Here is a 23,184-nt window from a genome sequence, read left to right on the forward strand (position 1 = left end):
ACCCCCTAAGTTAGGGAATCGGATTCAAGGAGGAACCGAATGATTATCAACCATAATATCAGTGCCATTTTCGCACACAGAACATTGAAGTTCAATAGCGAAAACATGGGTAAGGACATCGAGAAGTTGTCCTCCGGAATGAGAATCAACCGTGCAGGTGACGACGCTTCCGGTCTTGCAGTGTCCGAAAAAATGAGAACCCAGATTCTGGGCCTCAGAAGAGCGGAAATGAACACTGAAGATGGTATGTCTCTAATCCAGACTACTGAAGGATATCTCCAGGAAACTCATGAGATCGTTCAAAGAATCCGCGTATTGGCTGTTCAGGCTGCTAACGGTATTTATACCGAAGAAGACAGACAACAGATCCAAGTGGAAGTTTCCCAGTTGGTCGATGAGATCGACCGGATCGCTTCTCAAGCCGAATTCAACAAAATGAAACTCCTTACGGGAGCTTTTGCAAGGTTGAATCCGACTGCGAGTATGTGGTTTCACATGGGTGCAAACATGCACCAGAGAGAAAGAGTTTACATTGAAACGATGAATACGGCGGCATTGGGTCTTAGAAACCCGACCGTTTTAACGTTTATTTCTCTTTCTACTGCCGGCAAGGCTAACTCAGTGATCGGATTGGCTGACGATGCGCTTCGTTCCATCTCTAAACAGAGAGCGGACTTAGGTGCGTATTACAACCGTCTGGAACACGCCGCTAAGGGTCTCATGAACGCTTATGAGAACATCCAGGCTGCGGAATCCAGAATCCGTGACACCGATATGGCTGAGCAAATGACCAGCTTCACGCGTTATCAGATCCTGACTCAGGCTGCTACCGCAATGCTGGCTCAGGCCAATATGAAACCGCAAACGGTTCTCCAGTTACTGAAGTAACCGTTTCTTCCGGCTGAAAGACTCTAATTTCAGTCGGAAGCGTTAAGCAATCGCCGGAAAAGAACGATATCTAAAATGGATTTATAATTCCCGTTATAAATCGCCGTACGACTCTGAAGCCCGGGTGTTCGATAAGAATCTCCGGGCTTTTTTTCTTTCCTTTCTTGAGTTCCTCGAGTCCAATGGACAAGATGGAAACGATTCGTAAATGGAGTGGGGGGCTTTTCCTTTTTGGAATTGCGTTTAATCTTCTCTGCGCCTCTTGGATGAATCTTTCCGGAGTCTGTCCGATCGGTATTTCGAATTTGATCGGTACCGTATCTGCAGATTCTACTCCTCCTTGTCATAAAGAATCTTCGAACTCGACTTCTTCCGATTCTTCCGCACCTTGTTGTTCTTCCGAAGTTGTAAAGGCGGATTCTTCCATTGAGTTTCGATTTGAAACTCAGAACTTCTTTGCAACTCATGTGATTCTTGTTTTGTTTTTACTGCCTCCGGATTCGATTCTAAATCCTAGGGGCCAAAATATCGATTCGGACCGTCGTCATAGTGCCTCTCTTTCCGATCTCAAAAATCCAATCTCCTTACTTCAAGTTTTTCTAATTTAATCCGACTCATTCTTCTTCTTTTTTAAAAAATTAGGAGGAACCTATGAGTTCTCTACGCATTTATTTTACGATTTTTCTATTTTCTCTTTCCCTTCCCATTTTGGGAGAAGGAAAAGACGTGCATACGGTTTTAGAACTGATTGCAAAAGAACATCCCGAAGCAAAGTCTCTCGGTCACCTAACACACGCGCACCAATCGCATACGGAAGCGACCGGTATTCTTCCCGATCCGAAGATCGGTGTCGCCTATCGTAACTTTCCCACAAGAAACGGTTACGCACTCAACGACAGACCTCTGGATACGCCTACGATGACCGGAGTTGAGTTTTCTCTTTCTCAAGAATTTCCGTTTCCGGGAAAGTTAGGCGCCGAGCAAAAAATTTCCAAATATATGGAGAAAGAAGCGGGTTTTAGTTATCTCTCCGGAATCAATCGACTTTTGGGAGATCTTCTCTCCAAGCTCAATCGATATCAAAGACTTCAGAGCAAAAAGAACTTAAACGGAAAGATTGTGCAAATTCTTTCGGCGCAGAAGAATATCTCGGAAAGTTATTATTCTTCCGGAAATATTTCCCTCGCGGGAAGCCTCAAGGCCACGGTAGCAAAAACTGAGTCCTTTGAAAAAGAAACGGAATACAATACAAATCTAAAAGACCTTTCTTCTCAATTGAGTTACTTTCAAATCCAAGAGAGGCTCTCCTTTCACGATCTTTCTTCTTTGAATCTCGAAGACTACTTTAAAGAAAATGAATCTAAAATTCTAGGCTTAAAGGATTCTTTAGAAAAGGCCGCGAGTTCAAATCCGGAATACAAATCCTTTCTCACCGGTGAAAAAAGACTCAAAGAATCGGCCAAACTCAGTAAACTTTCTCTTCTTCCTCAAACCGAAGTTTTTGTTTCGTACATGAATCGTAGAAATCAAAATTTCGCGATCGATCGTGGACCGTTGAACTATCAATTGATGGATACGACGGAATACAGAGGCGACCTTTTTAGCTTCGGTGTGAATTTAAGAATTCCAGTTTGGTCAGCACTCAAATGGGAAAGTATTACGGGCCAGTATGAAAGGGAAGCGGACGCGGGAAAAGAATCCGCAGAGAAGGTGAAGATGCAGGTGATCTCGGAATTAAATCGTAACGTAGAACTGATCCGTGGTTACGAGAAGCAGATTGAAATTCTCGAGAAAAGATTGATTCCCGAATTGGAAAGGGTCGTTCGAGCCAACGCTTCTTTGTATGTTCCCGGAAAGGCGAGTCCGCAAGATATTCTGATGACTCAAGTGGAAGTGATCAACGCTCAAATTCGTAAGGAAGATCTGATAGAAAGGAAAAACGAATCGATCTTAAACGTACTTCGAATCCTGAGTCAAATTTATTCCGAACCAAACGATGGAACCCATTCCGGTCATGGAGAAGAAGGAGCTCGTCTATGAAATTCTCGTTTCGCTTTGCAGTCACGGTTATCCTGATCCTCGTTTTTGCCTGGAACTGCGCTAAAGAAAAGGAAATTTATTATTGCCCGATGCACCCGACGTATACTTCCGATCGTCCCGGGACCTGTCCCATCTGCAATATGGATCTGGTCAAAAGGACAAAAGGAGAGCATGAGGATCATAATACAAGTTCACCGAATTCTAATATAGAATCTTCGACAAAAGAAGATCACAATTCTCACGATCCAAAAAGTAGCGAAAATGCAGCTTCCGCATTGGAACTTTCGCTTTCCTTAGAAAAACAACAATCCATCGGTATCAAAACAGATCTGGTTCTAAAAAGGGATCTGACAAAAAAGATCTCAGCGTATTCTACGGTTGCTTATGATCCCGAGTTATACACGGCTTTGACGGAGTATAAGGAGATGCTTCGTTCTCGAGAATTTTTCTTGGATGCGGGCTCCGCAATAGGAGGTCAAAATCTTCAAATCCGTTTGCGACAGTTAGGTCTTTCCACGGATCAGATTCGACTTTGGACTTCCGGTAAAAGAGATCCATCGGAACTCATATTGGGTGGAAAATCAGGAAGAGCTCATATCTATTCCCAGATCTACGAATCGGATTTCTCATCGGTTCATGTCGGTTTAAAAATTTTGTTCAAGACCAACGTTTATCCGGACGTGATCTTTCCGGGAACGATTCGAAGTATCGATACGATCCTGGATAAGAACAGTAGAACCCTTCGTCTGCGAAGCGAAGTGGAAGACGGGCGACAAAAACTCAAACCACAAATGTTTGGAGATCTGGAAATTCAGATTCCTCTAAAACAAACGTTGAGCGTGCCGACTTCCGCGATTTTAGATACGGGAACTCATAAAGTCGTTTATGTTCAAACGGGACCGGATCGTTTTTTGGCGACTCAGGTCAAGACCGGATTGAGTATCGGAGCTTGGACCGAAATCAAAGAAGGATTGAAGGAAGGGGAAAGGGTTGTCTCCGAATCCACGTTCCTAATCGATTCCGAAGCAAGAATCCGCTTTGGCTCCGCGTTACACAATCATTGAGGTCGTCATGATTCAGAACATCATTCGTTTTTCAGTAAATCATAAATTTCTAATTCTTTTGGTAACGATCGGACTTCTTTTAGGATCCGTCATCTCTCTAAAGAACATTCCATTGGACGCGATTCCCGATCTTTCGGATACGCAGGTAATCGTATATTCCCGATGGGATCGAAGCCCCGATATCTTAGAAGACCAGGTAACGTATCCGATCATCACTTCTCTTCTGGGAGCTCCTAAGATCAAGGCGGTTCGTGGATTTTCAGATTTTGGATTTTCCTATGTTTATGTGATCTTTCAAGATGGAACGGATATCTACTGGGCCAGATCCCGTGTGCTCGAATATTTAACGCGGATTCAATCGAATCTTCCGGCCGGAGTGAAGATAGAATTGGGTCCGGACGCGAGTTCGGTGGGTTGGGTCTATCAGTATGCGCTGACCGATACGACCGGAAATTCTTCTCTTTCCGATCTTAGAACCTATCAGGATTTCAAACTCAAATTCTTACTCAACGCGGTGCCGGGAGTCTCCGAAGTGGCATCGATTGGGGGATTTAAAAAACAATACCAGATTACACTTCAACCAAACGCTTTACGTTCCTATAATGTAGATTTCGAAACTTTGATCCGAAAAATACGAGAAAGTAACCAGGAAACAGGCGGCAGACTCGTAGAACTTTCCGGAGCCGAGTTTATGGTCCGGGGAAGGGGATATCTTTCTTCCATCGAGGACATCGAAAACATATCCTTAGGAACGGATCTGAACGGAACTCCTATTCTTGTAAAAAACGTAGCAACGGTTTCATTGGGTCCGGATCTGAGACGAGGAATCGCGGACTTAAACGGAGAAGGAGACGTGGTCGGCGGGACGATTGTTATGCGACACGGAGAAAACGCGTTAAACGTCATAGATCGCCTCAAAACCAAAATAGAATCGATCCGAAAAAACCTGCCAAACGGAACAGAGCTCGTAACGACCTACGATCGATCGGAACTGATCGAACACGCGATCTCCACACTTCGATGGAAGTTGATCGAAGAGATGTTGATCGTATCCGCCGTAATCCTTTTGTTTCTCTGGCATTTTCCTTCGGCGATCATTCCGATCCTAACGATTCCAATCAGCGTTCTCATTACGTTTATTCCGATGTATCTTTTGGATATCAACGCAAACCTCATGTCTCTTTCCGGAATGGCGATTTCCATCGGAGTCCTCGTCGACGGGGCCATCGTAGAAGTTGAAAATGCGTATAAGAAATTAGAAGAATGGGAAACCTCCGGAAGAATCGGGGACTATCACCAAGTCCGATTGGAAGCCCTTTTGGAAGTCGGCCCCTCCGTTTTCTTTTCTTTGCTCGTCATCGCGGTCGCGTTTTTTCCCGTATTCGCGCTCGTGGATCAAGAGGGGAGGTTATTTAAACCTTTAGCATATTCAAAAAACATTGCAATGGCGGTCGCGGCCTTACTTGCCATCACTTTGGATCCTGCCTTTCGAATGCTTTTTACAAGGATGGATCCCTTTGTTTTTAAGAGCACATTGATTTCTAAGATGGCAACGAGTCTTTTTGTGGGAAAATACTATCCGGAAGAAAAACATCCTGTCAGTAAAATTCTGTTTCACTTTTACGGACCGGCCTGCCGCTGGGTTTTACACAATCCTAAGAAGACGATCTCCACCGGACTTATCTTGGTGATCCTAACGATACCGGTTTACTTGAGTTTAGGATCCGAGTTCATGCCTCCGCTTGACGAAGAATCCCTTTTGTACATGCCCACCACGTTACCCGGAATCGGAGTGGCCGAAGCTGAAAAACTAATGACCGCGATGGATAAAAAATTAAAATCCATTCCCGAAGTCAAAAGGGTTTTTGGAAAATCGGGGCGCTCGGACACTGCAACGGACTCGGCCCCGTTTTCCATGATGGAAACCGTAGTTCTTCTACATCCAAAAGAAGAATGGAGAAGGGCGGATCGATTCTATTCTTCTTGGCCTCGAATTCTACAATGGCCTTTTCTTCCGTTCACATCGGAAAGAGTTACCAAAGAAGAATTGGTCGCGATCCTCAATCAAGAGATGCAATTTCCCGGAGCCACTAACGCCTGGACGATGCCGATCAAAGCAAGAATCGATATGTTGAGCACGGGAATGCGGACTCCTATCGGAATCAAGGTATTAGGAGCCTCTTTAGAAGAAATCGAAAGGATCGGAGTTTCCATCGAATCTCTTCTAAAAACCGTTCCGGAAACGAGAAGTGTCTTCGCTGAAAGAACCGCGGGAGGTTATTATCTCGATGTCGAATTAAAACGAACTAGTTTAGCAAGGTATAATATATCCGTAGACGCGGCCCAACAAATCGTGGTCTCCGCGATAGGCGGAGAATCGATCACACAAACGATAGAAGGAAGAGAAAGATTTTCTGTCAATCTTCGTTATCCGAGAGAGTTAAGAGATTCCGTAGAAAAGATGAAAACGATTCTGGTTCCGACCGCGACCTTTGGACATATTCCGTTAAGCGAAATCGCGGACATTCGGGTCAAAACAGGTCCTTCTATGATCCGGGACGAAAATGGATTTTTGGCTGGATACATCTACGTAGATCCGTCGACTACTGACATCGGCGGTTACGTGGATCGAGCCAAAAAAATCGTCTCCGAAAAAATTCTTCTTCCGAGCGGATATTCGATAGAATGGAGCGGTCAATATGAAAATATGATTCGTGTTCGGGAGAGAATGAAATACGTCCTCCCACTTACGATTTTTATTATATTCCTTTTATTGTATGCAAATACAAAGTCGTATGCAAAAACATTGATCATTCTTCTTGCGGTTCCTTTTTCTTTGATCGGGGCGATCGGTCTTTTGTATATCCTTGACTATCATATCTCGGTTGCGGTCTGGGTGGGAATGATCGCACTCATGGGATTGGATGCGGAAACGGGAGTTTTTATGCTTCTTTATTTGGATCTTTCTTATGAAGACGCAAAGAAAAAGGGAAAACTGCGCAACCAAGAAGAATGGATAGACGCAGTATTACACGGAGCCGTCCATCGGGTGCGTCCTAAGATCATGACGGTGCTCGCCGCCATGATGGGTTTGATGCCGATCCTTTGGTCCCAGAGTACTGGTTCGGATGTAATGAAACGAATCGCGGCTCCGATGGTCGGCGGTCTTGTGACGAGTTTTATCTTAGAATTGCTGGTCTATCCTCCGATCTATCTGCTCTGGAAACAAGGAACACTTTCCTCTCTTCTTAAATTCGGAAATCCGAAGGAACAAAGCGGACTCCGAATGGAATCATACTTCCCGGAAACGGAAAAGTTTATTCAGAATGAGGAAGAAACCTCGGATTCGAAAACTGAAAATCTTGTAAGCGAAAATAAAAATCGAAAGAGAAAACATACAAAGAAGGAAAAACCATGATTCAAAAGACAATTCAAATTCTTATCTTAATCGGATTCTTGTCCGCGGCCGCATTGTCTGCGCACGAACACGAAGGCGATCACAAGGATCACAAAGATTCCATGGATAAACACCATGAACACGGAAAAGACGGGGATCATTCCAAACACAAGGAATCCGGGAAAGGAAAAGAAAAACATTCCGGAAAGGAGCACGATCATTCTAAGATGAAAGAATCGAAAGGAAAGAAGTAGAAAGCGACCTGCGAAAGCAGAAGGTTTCTTTAGAAGAAGTTTTGAAAACAAAAAAGCCGCCCGAAGGGCGGCTTTGAAACGTAAATTCAAATCAAAATTGTTTAACCGAATCTGTCGCTTAACAATTTCACTACCTGATCCGGTCTCATGTTCGCCTGAGCCAACATAGCAGAACCACTCTTGGTAAGAATTTGGTTTCTTGTATAATCAACGATCTGCTCCGCCATATCCGCGTCCCTTACACGGCTTTCTGCAGCGACCATATTCACGTAACTGGATTGTAGTCCTTGAGAAGTAATTTCCAAACGATTGTAGTAAGCTCCAAGATCGGCCCTTTGCTGATTTACTTTGGAAATCGCCGTGTCCAAAATTCCGATCATCGCGTTCGCGCTGGCCGGAGAGGAGAGGGCTTGTTTTTTTCCATTTGTCATCAATTGCAAACCGGTTGCGTTCATCGAATCGATAAAGATATCCAGTTTTTCGTTCTGGTTTGGACCAACCTGAAGTTGAATCGGCTTATTCGATTGTTTGGAATGATCGCCCGAAAGAGGTTTGATTCGATTGAACTCGGCGGATTTTCCGATTCTATCCACTTCCTCGATCAATTGATCGACTTCCAGTTGAACCAGTTTACGGTCTTCGTTGGAATAGATTCCATTTGAAGTTTGGATGGAAAGCTCTCTGAGCCTCTGCAGAATGTTGTTCACCTGTTCGAGAGTTCCTTCCGTAACCTGAATAAAGGAAACCCCGTCCATAACGTTTCGTTCTGCTTGCGCGAGACCGCGGATCTGAGTCCGCATCTTTTCGGACATGGCAAAACCCAAGGCGTCGTCTCCGGCACGATTGATTCGTTGCCCGGTGGAGAGTTTCTCCATGGTCTTATCCAATTCTTTATTCACGCTCTTCAGTACATTATTTGTACGGAGCGCGCTTATGTTGTGATTGATGATCATTGTCACAACCTCCCTGTATCGTGTTGCCCGGATCCGTCCGGGCCGAAGTTTGGGGCAGAAGCCTGCCTTTGTTTATCCACTGCGAACTTCCACTCTGTTTGGAACGGAGGTGAAAGTTTTTATATTTTTTTCCTAAAGTCTTGTCCAGAGGGAGCCGAACTTAAGTTTAGGGAAGTTTTGTCAAAATATTACACACAACCCTCCTTGAAAGCAACTCTTTTCCTTTTCCTCCCAAAAAAATCCTTTCCTTTCCATCGCGTTTTCTGAATGTTTTGATCGTATTTTGTCTCATCCTCGAATTGAGGATTTCGGAAACGAGTTTAAGAATTATGAAAATTTATACAAAGAAAGGGGACTTCGGTCAGACGTCCCTGGCGACAGGAGCTAAGGTTCCCAAATCCGATCGAAGAGTGGAATTGTATGGAACAGCCGATGAACTCAATTCTACAATTGGGGTCATAAAGTCTTTTTTGTCCGATGGAAGCGCTCTCCATTCTCCCTTGGAAACGATTCAGAACTTGCTTTTCGAGCTCGGATCCGAACTGGCCGGCTTCCGTCCCAAAGAAGAATCCTGCATTTTAGAAGAGGACATTTCGTTCCTGGAAAAGCAGATCGATCAGATGCAGGAAAAATTAACTCCGCTAAAAAAGTTTATTCTCCCGGGTGGAACAAAGGCTTCTTCCTTCTTACATATTTCAAGAACGGTTTCGAGAAGACTGGAAAGAGAAATGGTCCGTTATAAGGAAGAGGGACTGGAAATTCTTTCTCCTCCGATGATTTTTATGAATCGCCTCTCCGATTATTTTTTTGTCGCTGCGCGTTATGCGAACTTAGAGGAAAATATTCAGGAACCGACATGGACCTCCAGAGCAAAAGCTTAAGTTCTCATCCGAAATCGCTTTCGATTCTTTTTCTAACGGAAACCTGGGAGCGCTTTAGTTTTTACGGAATGCGGGCCTTGCTTGTTCTGTTTCTTACAAAAGTGTTTCACTATTCGGATCCGGTTGCACAAGATATCTATGGATATTATATCGGACTCGTCTATCTCACTCCTTTGATCGGCGGATATCTCGCTGATCGATATCTCGGCTTTAAAGTATCGATCTATCTCGGAACTACCCTTATGATGTTTGGTCATTTGAGCCTCGCCTTTGAAACAAAACCGTTTTTCTTTTTAGGACTCGCGTTACTCATCATCGGAGTCGGTTTTTTTAAACCGAATATATCGACGGTCATGGGAAGAATTTACGAAGAAGAAAACAAGAATCACATGAAAGATTCCGGTTTTACGATTTTCTATATGGGAATCAATCTCGGAGGTTTTTTAGGTCCGATCTTTTGCGGATACTTTAGCGCTGCCTTCGGTTGGGGATACGGTTTTGGAGTCGCGGCCTTCGGGGTCTTTTTTGGAATTCTGGTTTTTCTTTTTGGCCAAAGAATGATTCCCAAAAGTGTATTTGAACCTGGTAAAAAAAATCAACTGAACCAATCGGGAACGCCAGTTTCTCTTACCAAAGAAGAAAAGGAAAGAGTCGCGGTAATTTTTATCTTTGCTACGTTTATGATCATCTTCTGGGGAGTCTTTGAACAAATCGGATCTTCGATGAATCTTTTTATCGATCGTCACGTGGACCGCAATTTATTTGGATACGAAATTCCGACGCCGCTCTTTCAATCTCTGAATCCGCTTTTGATTCTTCTTTTTGCTCCTTTAGTTGCATCGTTTTGGACGGCACTTTCGAAACGAGATCTAAAACCCGATACTTCTACCAGATTTGCCTATGGCTTCCTCATCTTAAGTCTTGGATATCTGACCTTGATCGGGGCTACGTATGACTTTCGACCTGGGAGTAAAATTTCAGCTCTCTGGCTTCTTCTCATGGTGGCTCTTATAACGATTGGAGAATTGTTTACTTCTCCCGTAGGTTTATCCCTTGTAACAAAACTTGCCCCCACTCATCTGGGAGGTTTTTTGATGGGGATTTGGTTTATCTCCAGTTTTTTTGGAGGTATTCTTACCGGAAAGTTAGGCGGGCTTATGAGCACGGATAGTTTTCCTTCTTTTTTCGGTATGTTTGCGGGACTGGCATTTATCGGAAGTCTGATTCTTTATTTGGCAAGAAAGAAGTTTCAAGCGTGGATGCACGGCGGAGATTTGTAAGGTTCGATTGTTCCTTAACGTTTTTAATATATTAGGAGATTCTTATGTTTAGAATTTTATTTACGATCTGGATTCTTTTTTTATTTCAAACCGGAATTTCCGCGGATCCGTTTTCCGATCTTCTCAAGGAAGATTTTGAAACCGGTCAAACACTCCTAATTAAGAATTCGGTCTTTCAAAAATTGGGCGGAAAATCCAAGGATCCAAAGGTGATAGAAATTACAAAGAATACGATTCCGTGGGCTATCATGGAAGGTTTGGCGCCGGACGCGGTTGCGGACCTAATCGTAAATCAATACTACGTTTCTCTTTCAGGAATGCGTTTTACCGAATCCGAAGACGCGATTCCAGCTCTGGCAAAACAAAAACTTTCTGAAAAAGATTTTGTTTTGGTTTCGCTCTTTGTCAAAGAAACCGATCAAGCAGGAATCCGAGAAGAAATCAGAAACGTGTTTCTTTCGACGGCTCTCAAGTCTCGTTGGGACGGCTTTTCTATCCTTGCAGGAGGAAGGGCTTTGATTGCCGGAAAGTATGCGGGAATTCCGGAAAATAGATTGGCTTCACGGGTTCTAAGTCTCCTTCCTACCAAGGGTGGATCTTCTTCTTTTGAAAAAACGGATTCTGCATTTCGCCAAGCGATTTTTTTCAATCCGACAAATGATCGTTATACGCTGGCTTCCGATCTTCTTTCTCAATTGAAAACTCTTCATTCCGGAACAAAAAGTAAATCCTTGGATACTTGGACCGCGTCGATCGCAACGGCACGCACATTGGACAGCGGATTAAACTCTGCCGGTGAGATTGTAATTGGAGACAGACCAAAATTCGGTTTTGAAGAAAATATTCCGGAACCTCCTTTAGTTCCCGAGGTAGAACCCGATGCTCCCGTAGTTCCTGGAAAAGCCGATTGGGAAGTATTACGTTCTTCGAATTTACTTTCCGTCATTAAGGAATGGCAGGGGACTCCATATTATTGGGGAGGAACTTCTAAAAAAGGAGTCGATTGTTCGGGGTTTACGTTTAGTTCGTTAACGGATTCTCGAGTGGGAGTTCCGGCAAAAATCGTTCCTCGCCTGGGAAGAGATCAGGCGAAATCAGGAAGTCATGTTTCTCATGAAAATCTACAAGCTGGCGACCTAATTTTCTTTTCGGCTTCTCCCAATCAGAGTAAGATTACGCACGTCGGGCTTGTGATTTCAGATAAAGAATTTTCTCATGCTTCTTCAACGAGGGGAGTTGTAATCGATAAGATTTCTATGAAATGGTGGATCGATCGTTACGTGACTTCGAGAAGGGTATTTAAGAAGGTGAGTCCTTAAGTTTCTTTTAAAGTTTCACCCTCTCGTGAACGAATTGAATTTGATAAAGTGAAACCCAGCCTATGTTTGCAGATTTAGTTTAAAATGAACGATACTCCTGCTTATAAAAAGCGTATATCTCTTTATCGGTAAACCCCCGGAGCATTGCTTTAAAAACGTAACGTCGTTTCGGTTGATATTCAATTCGTTTTTTAAGAATTAAAACCAGTCTCGATAATCTAAAATTGAGAAAAGATGAGACGGTTCGCTTTCTAAACTCCGACTGATTCTATTTTTTGGAAAATCGACGTGGAGGATATATCTGTAATTCCTGTGAAATGTGGGAGCTCCCTCATTCATTATATTCACGATAGAACTTCCAACTCCAATTTCATCCAACCACAGCAGATAATTAAAAAGATAACAACGGGACACGCCATGAGTCTGCGCGAGAACTCCAAGCAAAGTCCAACTAGCCTTTCCCACACGAACATTCATCCGTTTCATTTTAGATCTTCCCGTGCTAGGTTGATACAAAGTCTTTCCCGCATTCTTACCCAGACGTTTTATGGAAGTCAGGTATTTTCCATATCTTATCAAAAGGATCGGGATTCTTCTTGAAAGCGTTCTCTTTTCTTTTTCTTCCAAGCGAGATAAGGTCGAATCCGGTATAAGTAAAGTGACAACTTCCGTTTTGTTTTCATTGAAAATGGAACGAATCTCGTGTTCTGAATTTAAAAGTAATGTGCCCATGCACAAAACGGTTCCTTCTCTTTTCTCTTCGTGCTGGATTGAAGCAAAAAAATTAAATTCTTCCCAAAAAAAATCAATCTTCCGTCGCGAATTTGCGTTGGGCCGGCCACCGCTCAAAATCTCAATCTCGGGTTCTACATTCCAAAAACTTTCTATCGACGAGAGAAATTATTAAAAGCTTCTCGGGGAAGAATAGCTGGAAAAACGGACTTAGGAGAGAAAGGTTAGAGATATATTAAGAAAACAGAAACTATCAAATCGTTTCGAGTTTCAAAAACGTAAAATTCATTCCTTTAGATTGAGTTCTTCCACAATCTCCAAAAGAATTTTTGTTTTTTCCATAGGATTCGGATCGACTAAAATTTCCTGCTTTTTAGAAAATTTGAAATTGAGAATGGAAGCGATAAAATCGATGGGAAAGGGATGCGTTATGAGTTCATTCATTCTCAAAATCAGATCCTCTCCTGCGCCCTCTGAAAGAAGAATTCTTTTGGTCATAAAGAGAAGTCTTTCGAAAATTTTCTTAAAGTCTTCGTCCTTTAGATATTCAAAATCGGGTTCGATCTTTTCGATCCTTGCGACCCGAAATGGTTCTACGGTTTCATAGTCTATGAGTTTTGCGATTCCTTTGCCTTCTAGGAGAATATTGGATCTTCCGTCGGGAAGCGGATCTCTTCGAATGATCTTTCCCCAGCCAAAAACGGTTTCGATTTCCGGATGTTTCGAAGGAGCTCTGGATTTCGCGGGAAGAATCGGAGCCACAGCCAATTCCTCTCCGGATTCCATACAATAATCCAACATCAGCCTGTATCGGGGTTCGAAGATATGTAGAGGTAAGTAAGTCCCAGGGAATAGAATGATTTCCGGCAAAGGAAAGATAGGGACAGTAGTAGTTGACACGGGAAGGATACTATAGCTGCTTAGAGAGAAACCGTAAATCAAAATCCAAAGGCTTGGTAGAATTTGTATTATCTGGACCGAAATCGTTTTCAAACTTCCACAGAAAAACTAAAAGACTTAAGAATCATCGTAATCGGTGATTTTATTTTGGACGAATATCTCATCGGCGAGGTAAACCGAATTTCTCCGGAAGCTCCAGTGCCCGTTGTCTGGGTGAGAAAGGAAAAGATTACTTTAGGAGGAGCCGGGAACGTAGTTAAAAACTTATCGACTTTAGGCGTCAAATCGGTAATCCTTGGAAGAGCCGGAAAAGACGAAAAAGCAAAGAGTCTTTTAGAACTTCTTTCCAACGAAAACACAGACCGAGAAAAAAACTTTCTTCTTCAATCCGAAGAGGTTCCGACGATTCTCAAGACAAGGGTGATCGCGGGTCACCAACAAGTTTGCAGAATCGACAAAGAAGAATTAAAGCCGATCACAAAAAAAGAAGAAGACCTTCTCATCCAAGCATTCTTAGATAGAATCGATTCTTCCGACGCAGTCATTCTTTCCGATTACGATAAGGGAACCTTGACTCCGAGACTCATTCAAGAAATTTCAAGAATCTGTTTGGATAAGAAAAAGATAGTTACGGTCGATCCTCAGGTGAGTCATTTTTTTCTCTACAAAGGCGTGAGCATTCTCACTCCGAATCATCACGAGGCGGGAAAGGCGATCGGAAAAAAACTCGAGACGGATTCCGAAATTCTTCAAGCAGCGCAAGAAATCACCGAAAAACTTTCTTCTCCTTCTCTTATGATCACGAGAGGTGAAAAGGGAATGAGTTTATATCTGACTTCCAAAGAAGAAATCTTTCACATTCCTACCGTCGCCAGAGAAGTCTTCGACGTAACAGGAGCCGGGGACACCGTGATCAGCGCTTACACCGCTTATCACGCGGCGGGACTCAATGAGCTAGACGCAAGTGTAGTCTCCAACGCCGCCGCGGGAGTCGTCGTCGGAAAACTCGGAGCCGAAACCGTAACTCCGGAAGAATTAAAAACTTCTCTTCAAACGATGGGAACCTTTCAGGGTTAGAATATGGATTTGAAAAATCATATCGTTCCTTGGGAAAAAGTTGCTTCCTTTTCCGATCAAATTCGAAATTCTAAAAAAATCGTTTTTACAAACGGATGTTTTGATCTCGTTCATCGTGGACATATCACTTATCTTTCGCAAGCAAAAGAACTCGGAGATTTTCTCTGGATCGGACTGAACGGGGACTCATCCGTAAAAAGGCTCAAAGGAGATCATAGACCCGTCGTTTCCGAAGAAGATCGAGCCATTCTTCTTGGAAACCTTCGATTTGTGGACGCGGTCACCGTCTTCTCTCAAGACACACCGTTAGAGCTCTTACGTTTGGTCCGACCTGCGATTCACGTCAAGGGTGGAGATTACAAAATCGAAGATTTACCGGAAACCCCTTTGGTTCGAGAATTCGGGGGAGAAGTCAAGATCTTGCCTTTTGTACCCGGAAAATCCACGTCACTATTAATAGAGAAAATCCTGAAACTCTAAAACTTACCTTTTCCATTTTTTTAGAGACAGAATTCCGAGAAATTCCTGTTTGAATTTCTGGAAACTCCCAAAACTCTGTTCTGAAAGGCGGGAATGGAAGTTGTCGAGAACTAAGTTTATCTTTGTAACCGGAGGGGTGAGTTCCTCACTTGGAAAAGGGGTCACCGTAGCGGCTCTTGGATGTCTTTTGGAAAGTAGAGGATATACGGTTTCCCTCCAAAAGATGGATCCATATATCAACATCGATCCGGGAACGATGAGTCCGTATCAGCACGGGGAAGTGTATGTTACCGCGGACGGAGCCGAGACCGATTTGGATCTTGGTTACTACGAACGTTTTACCCATTCCAAACTCACACGGAAGAATTCGGTTTCTACCGGACAGATTTATAATACTGTAATTCAAAGAGAAAGAAAAGGAGACTATCTCGGTAGAACCGTTCAGGTAGTTCCTCACATCACAAACGAAATTCGAAACCGAATGTATATCGTCGCTCGGGAAGAGAATCCGGATTTTATCATCGTAGAAATCGGTGGCACCGTCGGCGACATCGAATCCATTCCATTCTTAGAAGCCATCCGTCAGATGCGATACGAACACGGAAGTTCCAACGTCCTTTTTGTTCACCTCACATTAGTTCCAACAATCACCGCCGCCGGAGAAGCAAAAACAAAACCGACACAACACTCTGTGAAAGAATTGCTCGGTCTTGGAATTCAACCGGACATCTTGGTCTGTAGAGTTTCTCAGCCGATGACAAAAGAGATGAAAAATAAACTTTCTCTTTTTTGCAACGTAAAGGAAGAGAACGTAATTTCAGCGAGCGATATCTCCACTTCTATATACGAAATTCCTAAAATGTATAAGGAAGAAAAGTTAGACGAAGTCGTTTTAAAAACGATGGGTCTAGAACTGGGAACTTCCAAATTCGAAGGTTGGGATACGATGGTGAAAGGTCTTCTCACCACGAAACATACCGTCCAAGTGGCCGTAGTCGGAAAGTATATTTCCTTACAAGACGCTTATCGTTCCATCTACGAAAGCCTTTCTCACGGCGGAATCGCCCACGAAACAAAAGTGGAATTTGTCAAAATCGATCCCGAAAATCTAGATAAAGAAAACGTAATTGAAGCTCTCAAAAACGTACACGGAATTTTGGTTCCGGGCGGCTTTGGAGATCGTGGAATCGAAGGAAAAATTCTCGCAATCCAATACGCGAGAACGCAAGGAATTCCATTCTTTGGAATCTGTCTCGGAATGCAGTGCGCGGTCGTTGAGTTTGGAAGAAACGTTCTCGGTTTGAAGGATGCGAATTCTACAGAAATCAGACCGGACACGGAAAACCCCGTGATATCACTCTTAGAAGAACAAAACGACATCGAACAGATGGGCGGAACGATGAGACTCGGTTCTTATCCTTGTAAAATAAAAAAAGGAACCCTTGCTTTCGCGGAATACAAGTCGGAGCTCATACACGAACGTCATAGACATCGTTTTGAATTTACGAACCGATACAAACAACAATATGAGGAAAACGGAATGGTTCTTTCCGGCTCCTCTCCGGACGATAACCTCGTTGAGATCGTTGAAATTCCAAAACACAAATGGTTTATCGGAGTTCAGTTCCATCCGGAATTCCAGTCTAAACCTACGGCGCCCCATCCTTTATTCGCTGGATTTATCGGTGCGACCGTGAAATATTTAAAGAAAGGATAATCATGAAAGACAATACCTGCACCCAAAGAGAATTCCTAAACGGAGCCAAGATCGGAGGAGACCAACCTTTCTTTCTGATTTCGGGCCCATGTGTGATGGAAAACCGAGACCTCTTGGATCGGGTCTGCGCGGAGATGATCGAAATCTGCGGAGAATTAAAAATTCCTTATGTTTTCAAAAGCAGTTTTGACAAAGCAAACCGTTCCTCGGTAAATTCTTACAGAGGTCCCGGACTTTCGGAAGGCATTAAGAATTTAGAATATATTAAGAATAAATACAACGTTCCGGTTCTCACCGACATTCACGAAACTCACCAAATCGGACCGCTCAAAGACGTCTTAGACATCTACCAAATTCCCGCGTTCCTCTGTAGACAAACCGATCTCATCGCGGAATCTGCAAAAACCGGCAAATGGGTAAACGTCAAAAAGGGACAGTTCTTAGCTCCCGCAGACACGCGTCATATCGCGGTGAAAATGAAAGAATCCGGAAACGATAAAGTTCTCGTGACCGAAAGAGGAACGAGCTTTGGTTACGGAAATCTTGTCTTCGACGGAAGAGCGGTTCCTATCATTCACGGATTCGATATCCCCGTAATTTTTGACGCAACTCATTCCGCACAACTTCCGGGCGCGGCGGGAAATAGCACCGGCGGTCAGAGGGAATTTATTCCGAGCATTCTTCGTTCCGCGGTTTCCTTAGGAATCGAAGGAATCTTTATGGAAGTACATCCGGATCCCGACAAGGCTCTTTCCGACGCAACGACTCAATATCCTCTTTCTCAGATCAAAAGTCTTCTGAAGGAAATGATTGCGCTGGATCGTTACGTAAAAAAAGAAATTCTATCCACTGCAAATCATTCGTAATCGGACTTCTTATGAAACGCAAAGATGAAAGTTGGAATCGATCGTTATTCTTTCTGATTCTCTTTGGATTCTTTGCGAGTTCTTTTGAAAATTGTAAAAAAGTAAACTACGAAAGAGTAGAAAAGGAAAGAGAAAGCGGGGCTTCCATTTCCATTCGAAACTTCAAACGAGAAGCCTACGACCAAGACGGAAAACTTCAGTGGGAACTAAGAGCGGAAGAATCCTACGTCTACGTAAACGAGAACAAAACAATTTTTTACAATATCGATTTCGACCAATTCGAAAACGGAAAATTCAAATCCAAACTCTTAGGTGAAAAAGGGGAAATCAATCACAAGACCCGATTGATGAAACTGGAAGGCAAAATTTTTCTGAGAACGGACGACAACAAAATTCTTACCGCAAAACAAATCGAATACAATATGGACACTAAGAAGTTGGAATCCAATTCGGAAGTGACCGTAAGCGCTGACGGAACAACGATTCATGGAATCGGATTACGTGCTGATAAGGACTTAAACAAATTTACGATCTTAAGACCTTCCGCGATTACTCAGGGCGGAACAAACCCGCTCAAAGCGGCCGGTTCCAAATGATTCGAAAGGTTTTGCTTTTGATTCTATTTTGTTTTGCGTTTTCGCAAAATCATGGAAACGTAAAACCACCTCTTCTCATCGGCAGCGAAACCGCCGACCGAAAATTTGTAAGTATTCCCGAAAACGTGGAAAAGAAAAACACGGCTCCGAGTTTTCCGACCCTCTGGGGCGGCTCCGCTTTGACTCAGGAAGATAAGATGGTCTCCGGTCTCAAGATCACCGCATTCATTTTAGAAGGCGGGGCTTGGATTCAACACAAGAAGGTCAAACTCTCCGCCAATCAAATCGAAGTCTATGGAAAGGACGCATTCAAAGGATTCTTAAAAGGCGGTGTGTTTATCCAAGACGGAGACAACGGAGTCACCTTACGCGCGGGTACTGGAGAATACGATAAGCTCGAAGAAAAGATTTATATCAAAGATCGTCCCAGACTCTTTCACACGGACAAAAGCGGAACCAAGACCGTCATCTCCGCGACCTTTATCGAAAGAAACCTCGCCAAAAAAACCACTCTCTTAAAAGAAAACGTCGTCATCGCTCATCCGCAAATAACGATCCTTTGTAAAGAAGCAGTCTTTGAAGAAGACGAAGACAAGATCACGACAGACCCCAATCCAATCTTAATCGCTAAGGATCGTTATCTCACAGGAAATCAACTCACGTTTTATACGAATGAAAATCGAGTCGAGCTTACGGGAGAAAGTATTCTTTTTCAGAATTATATGGATACCGAAAAGGTTGAAAATAAGGATTCAAAAGAGAAACAACAACCGACCGAAGAAAAAACAAAAAAAGAAGTTAGACGAATCGCGATTTTTAAAGGTGATCGTTTAATCAGTGATAAAGACGAAACCGGAGAAAACAGAGTCGGTCTCTATGGAAACGCCACCATCTATCGTCATACCATGAAAATGAATGCTGAAAAGTTAATCAGCTATGGAAAAAATTCCACAAAAGTTGAAGCCAGAAATCAGATCACGATGCACGATCGTGAAAACCGATTGATCCTCTCCGGGAATGTCCTTGACTACTTCAAAAATGAACAGTACATTCATTTGACCGATTCGGGAAAAATCGATTTTCTCGATAAAAAAACGGACGCGGTAACGAGTACGATGACCGCTGTCGAGTTTGAAAGATTTATGGATAAGAATGAAACAGTCATTCGTGGAAACGTTCTGATAGAAGGCAAAGATTCTTCCGCAACGGGAGAATATGCTACGTATTTTGAAAAAGAGGAAAAAGTGTATCTTGAGGGAAATCCAACGTTGAAAAAAAACGGCCGAGACATTCATGCAGGAAGAATTATATTCTTTCCTAGAGAAGGCAGAGCCCTTTTGACCGATGGGATCATTCCCGGAAAGTAAATTACGAATATGAGTAAAACCTTCCGAATGGAAAACCTGGTCAAGGTCTACAACAAAAGAAAGGTCGTAGACGGAGCCAGCTTCGATATCAAAAAAGGAGAAGTGGTCGGATTGCTCGGTCCCAATGGAGCCGGTAAAACCACTTCTTTCTATATGTCCGTAGGATTTGTAAGACCGGACTCAGGCAAAGTTTATATAGACGGACAAGACGTAACCGATTCTCCGATGCATATCCGTGCGAGGTCCGGAGTAGGTTATCTCGCACAAGAAGCTTCTATCTTTCGTAAACTCACAGTCGCCGAAAACCTGGAAGCCATTTTAGAAACGATGAATCTCCCCCGAGCCGAAGTCATTCGAAGAAGAGATGAACTCCTAATTGAATTGCAGATCATGCGAGTCGCCAATCAAAAGGGTTATACTCTTTCGGGTGGGGAAAGAAGACGTTGTGAAATCGCAAGAGCCCTCGTGACCAACCCGGACTTTATTCTTTTGGATGAACCCTTTGCCGGAGTAGATCCGATCGCGGTAAAAGATATTCAAACCGTAATTCAATCCTTAAAAGACAGAGGACTCGGAATTCTCATCACGGACCACAACGTAAGAGAAACTTTGAAGATCACCGATCGCGCCTATATCATGTACAGCGGAAGAATTTTGATCTCCGGTTCCACACACGATCTCGTCAACGATCCAGAAACCAGAAGAATTTATTTGGGCGAGGATTTTACGCTGTGAACCTCAGTCATTCACTAGTTCAAAAACAGACTCAGAAACTGGTGATGACCCAGGACTTAAGACAGTCCATCGAACTTCTGCCCTTATCCACTCTTGAACTTTCGGATCGAATCAGTTCCGAGCTCGTTGAAAATCCGATGCTCGAAGAGGAATACGCATCCGAAAGAAATCGAACCCCCGATCTCTACAGTCGAGACGATCTCAAACGAAAGGAAAAAAATGATTTCCTAAAGAATTCGGATATCACCTGGCAGGATAATTTTTCCATCGATCGCGCCGGCTCGGGAGGAACGGATGCGAGCGATCGAAATCAAAAATACATAGAATCTTCTCCCGAAAAAAGTTCTCTTTCCGAACACTTACTCTGGCAACTCAGACTTTCCAATTTAAAACCGGATGAAATCGCGATCGGAGAAATTCTCATTTCAATGCTCGACGATCACGGTTTTATTTCCATACCGATCAAAGATCTTTGCGTGGAAATGAAGCTGAATGAAAAAAAGGTTCGTAAAATTCTTGGACAGATCCACAGACTCGATCCGATCGGAATCGGAGCCAAGGACGTCCAAGAAACTCTTCTCATACAAGCTAATATCCTAAAGCCGGACGATACAAAACTTCATACTCTGATTCGAGAACATATCAAGGATCTCGAGAAGCTGGATTACAAAACGATTTCCAAAAAGATGGAGCTTTCACTCGAAGCCGTGGAAAGCCTCGCATCCGAAATCAAAAAGTTGGAACCGTATCCGGCGACTCTCTACACGGCAAACAAACCGGACTACGTCATTCCAGACGTGGTAGTAAGGGAAGTAGACGGAGAATTCGATATCTATATCAACGACGAGTGGATTCCCAGGCTCAAGATCAATAAAGAATATAAGAATATTCTAAAAAACGCAAAAGACTCGGACAAGGAATACATCACGACAAAACTCGGCTCGGCCGAATGGTTGATTCGATCGGTCAACCAGAGAAGACAGACCTTGTTCAAGGTCACATCCGCCATCATAGAAATGCAGACCGAATTCTTCCGTAAAGGAATTCAATTCATCAAACCGCTAACGCTCAAGGATATCGCAGAAAGACTGGACATGCACGAGTCTACGGTTTCCCGGATCACATCCAATAAATACGTTCAAACCTCTCGCGGAATTTTAGAATTAAAATGGTTTTTTTCTTCCGGGGTTCGTTCAGCGGAAGGTGGAATCGAATCTTCCAAAAAAATCCATGATCTGATCCGAAATCTGGTGAAAGACGAACAACCTGAAAATCCGCTGTCCGATCAAGAAATCGTAGAAGAGATTCAGAAACAGGGAATCGAAATCGCAAGAAGAACCGTCGCCAAATACAGAAAGACATTGAAGATTCTTCCGTCCAGTCAGAGAAAAAAAGTCAAGTCTTTGGAGTCCAGATAACCCTATGTCCATGCCGGGAATCAACGTTTCGAATATTCTCAACGAACACGAGGAATTGGGTCTTCGCCTTTTGGCGGGCGAAAAAGGTCTCACCAATCGAATCAACATGTCCGAGATCAATCGCCCCGGTCTTTCCCTCACCGGTTTTTACGAAAGTTTTGCACACGATCGGATTCAGATTTTCGGAAAAGGAGAATGGGCTTATATAACTTCCCGATCTCCCGAAGACCTCAAACAAATCGCCGCCGATTTTTTTAGCTTTCATCTCAATTGTATCATTTTCACACACGGAAATCCTCCGCCTCCGATCTTCCAAGAAAACTGCGAAAGACTCGGAATTCCTCTGATGATTTCGGACGTTTCAACTCATAAGTTCATCACTCTGATCTCAGGAATCTTGGATCGAAGCCTAGCGCCGAGAACGATGAGACACGGGGTTTTGATAGAAGTTTTCGGAATCGGAATTCTTCTTTCTGGAAAAAGCGGAGTTGGTAAAAGCGAAACGGCTCTGGAACTCATCGAAAGAGGGCACCGTTTGGTCGCCGACGATATGGTGGAGATCAGAAGGCTTTCCGAAAGTTATTTGATTGGAACCTGTTCGGATCTCTTACGTCACCACATGGAAATTCGTGGATTAGGAATTTTGAATATTAAAGATATCTTTGGTATTGGTTCGGTCAGAGACCACAAATTGATAGAACTCATCATCCATCTGGAAGAATGGGCCGAAGACAAGGACTTTGATCGAACGGGTCTTGAAAATCCCACGGAAGAATTACTCGGGGTGCAGATTCCTCTGATCCGAGTTCCGGTAAGACCGGGAAGGAACATTCCGATCATCGTCGAGACCGCGGCGATGAACCAACGTTTGCGTAAATTGGGCAAAAACGCCGCGCAAGAATTCAATCAAAAATTAGGTCAATATTTACAGCAGGGTAAAATTGAAAGAAATCCTCCTCAAAATTAATGAGAATGGGACTGGGATGCACGCGAGACCAGCCTCCGTATTCGTAAATTGCGCTTCCAGATTTCCCTGCGAAATCACGGTAGTCAAAGACGACGTGGAAGTGAACGGAAAGAGTATCATGGGACTTATGATGCTCGCCCTCGCTCCGGGAAACGAATTTACGATTCAGGTCCGAGGCGACAAAGAAGAAGAAGCCTTGGAGGCTTTGACAAATCTCGTAAAAAACGACTTTGTTTGAAATTTTCTTTCTCCT

At 43.4% G+C, this 23,184-nt stretch carries 22 protein-coding genes; 19 read left to right on the forward strand and 3 right to left on the reverse strand.

All coding sequences use genetic code 11. The annotated features are described in order from the left end of the window. Nucleotides 1-39 precede the first annotated feature (39 nt). From A0128_RS09745 to A0128_RS09770, 6 genes are all read left to right on the forward strand, one after another. A complete protein-coding gene (locus A0128_RS09745) occupies nucleotides 40-888 on the forward strand; it encodes a flagellin N-terminal helical domain-containing protein (RefSeq protein ID WP_002176528.1) in 849 nt (282 codons plus the stop codon). Nucleotides 889-1,070: 182 nt separating this feature from the next. Further along, complete coding sequence (locus A0128_RS22085) at nucleotides 1,071-1,496, forward strand: hypothetical protein (protein ID WP_156781811.1); 426 nt, start codon at nucleotides 1,071-1,073, stop codon at nucleotides 1,494-1,496. A 43-nt stretch (nucleotides 1,497-1,539) separates the two neighbouring features. Then, entirely contained in the window at nucleotides 1,540-2,928 is a 1,389-nt protein-coding gene (locus A0128_RS09755; protein WP_069607333.1) for a TolC family protein, read from the forward strand. Beyond that, complete coding sequence (locus A0128_RS09760) at nucleotides 2,925-3,992, forward strand: heavy metal-binding domain-containing protein (RefSeq protein ID WP_069607334.1); 1,068 nt, start codon at nucleotides 2,925-2,927, stop codon at nucleotides 3,990-3,992. Before A0128_RS09755 ends, A0128_RS09760 begins: the two co-directional genes overlap by 4 nt. Nucleotides 3,993-3,999: 7 nt before the next feature. Then, nucleotides 4,000-7,410, forward strand: coding sequence for an efflux RND transporter permease subunit (locus A0128_RS09765; protein WP_069607335.1), 3,411 nt, complete (start codon nucleotides 4,000-4,002; stop codon nucleotides 7,408-7,410). Further along, complete coding sequence (locus tag A0128_RS09770) at nucleotides 7,407-7,643, forward strand: hypothetical protein (RefSeq protein WP_069607336.1); 237 nt, start codon at nucleotides 7,407-7,409, stop codon at nucleotides 7,641-7,643. The genes A0128_RS09765 and A0128_RS09770 overlap by 4 nt, the downstream gene beginning before the upstream one ends. 101 nt (nucleotides 7,644-7,744) lie before the next feature. On the opposite strand, the gene A0128_RS09775 is transcribed toward A0128_RS09770, so the two are convergent. Beyond that, on the reverse strand, nucleotides 7,745-8,596 hold the full coding sequence (locus A0128_RS09775; protein WP_069607337.1) for a flagellin N-terminal helical domain-containing protein: 852 nt from the start codon (nucleotides 8,594-8,596) through the stop codon (nucleotides 7,745-7,747). Between the two features lie 329 nt (nucleotides 8,597-8,925). Between A0128_RS09775 and A0128_RS09780 the strand changes: the two genes are divergently transcribed. Genes A0128_RS09780 through A0128_RS09790 form a run of 3 tightly spaced genes read left to right on the forward strand, consistent with a single transcriptional unit; the run spans nucleotide 8,926 to nucleotide 12,076 of the window. Further along, on the forward strand, nucleotides 8,926-9,477 hold the full coding sequence (locus A0128_RS09780; RefSeq protein ID WP_069609230.1) for a cob(I)yrinic acid a,c-diamide adenosyltransferase: 552 nt from the start codon (nucleotides 8,926-8,928) through the stop codon (nucleotides 9,475-9,477). Further along, nucleotides 9,453-10,757, forward strand: a complete 1,305-nt coding sequence (locus A0128_RS09785; protein ID WP_069607338.1) for a peptide MFS transporter — start codon at nucleotides 9,453-9,455, stop codon at nucleotides 10,755-10,757. Before A0128_RS09780 ends, A0128_RS09785 begins: the two co-directional genes overlap by 25 nt. A 44-nt stretch (nucleotides 10,758-10,801) precedes the next feature. After that, complete coding sequence (locus A0128_RS09790) at nucleotides 10,802-12,076, forward strand: C40 family peptidase (protein ID WP_069607339.1); 1,275 nt, start codon at nucleotides 10,802-10,804, stop codon at nucleotides 12,074-12,076. A gap of 198 nt (nucleotides 12,077-12,274) precedes the next feature. Here A0128_RS09790 and A0128_RS09795 read toward each other — a convergent pair whose 3' ends face one another. Together A0128_RS09795 and A0128_RS09800 are read right to left on the reverse strand one after the other, a co-directional pair. Further along, on the reverse strand, nucleotides 12,275-12,808 hold the full coding sequence (locus A0128_RS09795) for a DUF1564 domain-containing protein (protein ID WP_069607340.1): 534 nt from the start codon (nucleotides 12,806-12,808) through the stop codon (nucleotides 12,275-12,277). A gap of 285 nt (nucleotides 12,809-13,093) precedes the next feature. Further along, the gene (locus tag A0128_RS09800; protein ID WP_083244212.1) at nucleotides 13,094-13,717 is read right to left on the reverse strand and encodes an LON peptidase substrate-binding domain-containing protein; all 624 of its coding nucleotides are present in this window, start codon (nucleotides 13,715-13,717) and stop codon (nucleotides 13,094-13,096) included. Nucleotides 13,718-13,771: 54 nt separating this feature from the next. On the opposite strand from A0128_RS09800, the gene rfaE1 reads away from it, so the two are divergent. The 10 genes from rfaE1 (at nucleotide 13,772) to A0128_RS09850 (ending at nucleotide 23,169) form a co-directional block, all read left to right on the forward strand. Further along, complete coding sequence (gene rfaE1, locus A0128_RS09805) at nucleotides 13,772-14,785, forward strand: D-glycero-beta-D-manno-heptose-7-phosphate kinase (RefSeq protein WP_069607342.1); 1,014 nt, start codon at nucleotides 13,772-13,774, stop codon at nucleotides 14,783-14,785. Between the two features lie 3 nt (nucleotides 14,786-14,788). Then, entirely contained in the window at nucleotides 14,789-15,265 is a 477-nt protein-coding gene (rfaE2, locus tag A0128_RS09810) for a D-glycero-beta-D-manno-heptose 1-phosphate adenylyltransferase (protein ID WP_069607343.1), read from the forward strand. A gap of 100 nt (nucleotides 15,266-15,365) precedes the next feature. Continuing rightward, a complete protein-coding gene (gene pyrG / locus A0128_RS09815) occupies nucleotides 15,366-16,982 on the forward strand; it encodes a CTP synthase (RefSeq protein ID WP_069607344.1) in 1,617 nt (538 codons plus the stop codon). A gap of 2 nt (nucleotides 16,983-16,984) precedes the next feature. After that, nucleotides 16,985-17,848: a 3-deoxy-8-phosphooctulonate synthase gene (gene kdsA / locus A0128_RS09820; protein WP_069607345.1), complete on the forward strand. Its 864-nt coding sequence runs from the start codon at nucleotides 16,985-16,987 to the stop codon at nucleotides 17,846-17,848. An 11-nt stretch (nucleotides 17,849-17,859) separates the two neighbouring features. Beyond that, nucleotides 17,860-18,444 (forward strand): LPS export ABC transporter periplasmic protein LptC, encoded by a 585-nt coding sequence (lptC, locus tag A0128_RS09825; protein ID WP_069607346.1) that lies wholly within the window; start codon nucleotides 17,860-17,862, stop codon nucleotides 18,442-18,444. Further along, nucleotides 18,441-19,811: an LptA/OstA family protein gene (locus A0128_RS09830; RefSeq protein WP_069607347.1), complete on the forward strand. Its 1,371-nt coding sequence runs from the start codon at nucleotides 18,441-18,443 to the stop codon at nucleotides 19,809-19,811. The genes lptC and A0128_RS09830 overlap by 4 nt, the downstream gene beginning before the upstream one ends. Before the next feature lie 9 nt (nucleotides 19,812-19,820). Continuing rightward, nucleotides 19,821-20,546 carry an LPS export ABC transporter ATP-binding protein gene (gene lptB, locus A0128_RS09835; RefSeq protein ID WP_069607348.1) on the forward strand — a complete coding sequence of 242 codons (726 nt, stop codon included), beginning with the start codon at nucleotides 19,821-19,823 and terminating at the stop codon, nucleotides 20,544-20,546. Beyond that, nucleotides 20,543-21,964 (forward strand): RNA polymerase factor sigma-54, encoded by a 1,422-nt coding sequence (gene rpoN / locus A0128_RS09840; protein WP_069607349.1) that lies wholly within the window; start codon nucleotides 20,543-20,545, stop codon nucleotides 21,962-21,964. Before lptB ends, rpoN begins: the two co-directional genes overlap by 4 nt. 4 nt (nucleotides 21,965-21,968) lie before the next feature. Next, nucleotides 21,969-22,931, forward strand: a complete 963-nt coding sequence (gene hprK / locus A0128_RS09845) for an HPr(Ser) kinase/phosphatase (protein WP_069607350.1) — start codon at nucleotides 21,969-21,971, stop codon at nucleotides 22,929-22,931. Beyond that, nucleotides 22,906-23,169 carry an HPr family phosphocarrier protein gene (locus tag A0128_RS09850; protein WP_156781812.1) on the forward strand — a complete coding sequence of 88 codons (264 nt, stop codon included), beginning with the start codon at nucleotides 22,906-22,908 and terminating at the stop codon, nucleotides 23,167-23,169. The genes hprK and A0128_RS09850 overlap by 26 nt, the downstream gene beginning before the upstream one ends. The last annotated feature ends 15 nt before the right edge of the window (nucleotides 23,170-23,184 follow it).

The organism is Leptospira tipperaryensis (genome assembly GCF_001729245.1).
GTDB classification, from domain to species: domain Bacteria; phylum Spirochaetota; class Leptospiria; order Leptospirales; family Leptospiraceae; genus Leptospira; species Leptospira tipperaryensis.

Coding starts and splice junctions, on each gene's coding strand:
- A0128_RS09745 (WP_002176528.1), top strand. CDS start 40: ATGATTATCAACCATAATATCAGTGCCATTTTCGCACACAGAACATTG.
- A0128_RS22085 (WP_156781811.1), top strand. CDS start 1,071: ATGGACAAGATGGAAACGATTCGTAAATGGAGTGGGGGGCTTTTCCTT.
- A0128_RS09755 (WP_069607333.1), top strand. CDS start 1,540: ATGAGTTCTCTACGCATTTATTTTACGATTTTTCTATTTTCTCTTTCC.
- A0128_RS09760 (WP_069607334.1), top strand. CDS start 2,925: ATGAAATTCTCGTTTCGCTTTGCAGTCACGGTTATCCTGATCCTCGTT.
- A0128_RS09765 (WP_069607335.1), top strand. CDS start 4,000: ATGATTCAGAACATCATTCGTTTTTCAGTAAATCATAAATTTCTAATT.
- A0128_RS09770 (WP_069607336.1), top strand. CDS start 7,407: ATGATTCAAAAGACAATTCAAATTCTTATCTTAATCGGATTCTTGTCC.
- A0128_RS09775 (WP_069607337.1), bottom strand. CDS start 8,596: ATGATCATCAATCACAACATAAGCGCGCTCCGTACAAATAATGTACTG.
- A0128_RS09780 (WP_069609230.1), top strand. CDS start 8,926: ATGAAAATTTATACAAAGAAAGGGGACTTCGGTCAGACGTCCCTGGCG.
- A0128_RS09785 (WP_069607338.1), top strand. CDS start 9,453: ATGGACCTCCAGAGCAAAAGCTTAAGTTCTCATCCGAAATCGCTTTCG.
- A0128_RS09790 (WP_069607339.1), top strand. CDS start 10,802: ATGTTTAGAATTTTATTTACGATCTGGATTCTTTTTTTATTTCAAACC.
- A0128_RS09795 (WP_069607340.1), bottom strand. CDS start 12,808: ATGGGCACATTACTTTTAAATTCAGAACACGAGATTCGTTCCATTTTC.
- rfaE2 (WP_069607343.1), top strand. CDS start 14,789: ATGGATTTGAAAAATCATATCGTTCCTTGGGAAAAAGTTGCTTCCTTT.
- kdsA (WP_069607345.1), top strand. CDS start 16,985: ATGAAAGACAATACCTGCACCCAAAGAGAATTCCTAAACGGAGCCAAG.
- lptC (WP_069607346.1), top strand. CDS start 17,860: ATGAAACGCAAAGATGAAAGTTGGAATCGATCGTTATTCTTTCTGATT.
- A0128_RS09830 (WP_069607347.1), top strand. CDS start 18,441: ATGATTCGAAAGGTTTTGCTTTTGATTCTATTTTGTTTTGCGTTTTCG.
- lptB (WP_069607348.1), top strand. CDS start 19,821: ATGAGTAAAACCTTCCGAATGGAAAACCTGGTCAAGGTCTACAACAAA.
- hprK (WP_069607350.1), top strand. CDS start 21,969: ATGTCCATGCCGGGAATCAACGTTTCGAATATTCTCAACGAACACGAG.